Source organism: Stutzerimonas stutzeri (genome assembly GCF_024448935.1).
GTDB lineage: Bacteria > Pseudomonadota > Gammaproteobacteria > Pseudomonadales > Pseudomonadaceae > Stutzerimonas > Stutzerimonas stutzeri_AO.
In genome coordinates this window covers 1-1,617 of the sequence record NZ_JAMOIE010000218.1, presented here as the reverse complement: position 1 = coordinate 1,617, position 1,617 = coordinate 1, and the positions used below count along the sequence as shown (strand labels likewise).

Annotated in this window: 3 protein-coding genes; 1 reads left to right on the top strand and 2 read right to left on the bottom strand. The window is 55.3% G+C overall.

The window, feature by feature from the left end:
- Window positions 1–206 (bottom strand): FAD-dependent oxidoreductase (locus NA637_RS24945; RefSeq protein ID WP_256075240.1); only part of this gene is annotated, 206 nt, incomplete at its 3' end.
- 154 nt (window positions 207–360) lie between these two features.
- On the opposite strand from NA637_RS24945, the gene nahR reads away from it, so the two are divergent.
- Entirely contained in the window at window positions 361–1,263 is a 903-nt protein-coding gene (nahR, locus tag NA637_RS24940) for an HTH-type transcriptional activator NahR (RefSeq protein ID WP_017849601.1), read from the top strand.
- A gap of 55 nt (window positions 1,264–1,318) precedes the next feature.
- On the opposite strand, the gene NA637_RS24935 is transcribed toward nahR, so the two are convergent.
- Window positions 1,319–1,617 (bottom strand): transposase domain-containing protein (locus NA637_RS24935; RefSeq protein WP_256075237.1); only part of this gene is annotated, 299 nt, incomplete at its 5' end.

Genomic DNA, 1,617 nt, shown 5'->3' with positions numbered 1-1,617 from the left:
CCCAAACCCAAACCGACAATGGCGCGCACTGCGTTAGGCCCGAAGGACACACCAGCACCGACTTCACCGAACGCCGGGGCAGCCTCGAATAGCTGCACATTAAGATGGGAGTGTTTGCACAAGCTCAATGCCAAGGCAAGGCCTGAAATTCCGCCGCCGACTATAGCGACGCGCAAGGCTGGTTTCTTAGCGTTCATGTCGTTCATGCAATACCTGTCATGACTTTATTATTGGGATATCTCCAACAGTAGCGAAGCCATAACTATTGATAAATACACTAATCCCTATATTATATATTCATAGGGAGAATGTACGATGCTGCCGCTTTGGCAGGACGACGTCCCAACATAGCGAGGCTCCATGGAACTGCATGACCTGGATTTAAACCTGCTGGTAGTATTCAACCAGTTGATGGTCGACAAGCGTGTCTCTATCGTCGCGCAAAGCCTAGGCCTAACCCAACCTGCCGTAAGCAACGCCCTGAAGCGCCTGCGCACCGCACTGCAGGACGAACTGTTCGTGCGTACCCACCAAGGCATGGAACCTACGCCCTATGCTGCACATTTAGCTGAGCCTATCGCCCATGCCATGCACAGTCTGCGCGAAGCGCTACATCACGAAGAGCGCTTCGATCCTTTAACCAGCGAGCGTACCTTCACCTTGGCCATGACCGACATTGGTGAGATATATTTCATGCCGCGGTTAATAGATGCGCTCGCTCGTAAGGCCCCCCATTGCACAATCAGCACGGTACGCGGCAGCTCGGTGAGTTTGGGACAGTCGTTACAAGACGGTACAGTAGATTTGGCCGTAGGCCTGCTACCCAACCTACAGGCCGGCTTCTTACAGCGTCGGCTTCTCCATAACCGCTACGTGTGCTTGTGCCGTAAGAACCACCCGGCCACCAGAGAGCCACTGACCTTGGAGCGCTTCTGTGCCTACAGCCATATACGTGTCATCGCCGCCAGCACTGGCCACGGCGAAGTAGATTCCCTTATGGCGCGAGCTGGCATCCGGCGGGACATTCGCCTAGAGGTTCCGCACTTCGTCGCCGTCGGCCATATCCTCCAGCATACGGAGCTACTCGCCACCGTACCTGAGCGCTTCGCTGACTGCTGTGTAGAGCCCTTCGGCTTGAATGTGCTGCCAATCCCCATCGACCTACCAGAAATCCCCATTAACATGTTCTGGCACGCAAAATATCACAAGGATTTAGCCAACATCTGGTTGCGACAACTGATGTTCGAGCTGTTTTCGGATTGAGTGACAATCCGGGGTGATCGATACGTAAGCGTACGCCGAACTCACCTTGCGTGATTCAGGCAGGTACCCACTGATGCGGCAGCAGTTGGCCGATTTCACTGGCCCGCTGCGTAGGCAGTCGTGTCAGCACGTCCTTGAGATAGGCATACGGATCATGTCCGTTCATGCGGGCCGACCGGATCAGGCTCATGATCGCCGCCGCTCGTTTGCCGCTGCGTAGCGGCCCGGCAAACAACCAGTTCGATGGACTTGCCCCTACCAAACCGGACACCAACTCCCCGTTGATGCTACTGCCAAGCGCCTGAATTCCCTCGGCGAGCGATATTTCAAAGCGCTGTGCGGATGCTGCTCGTT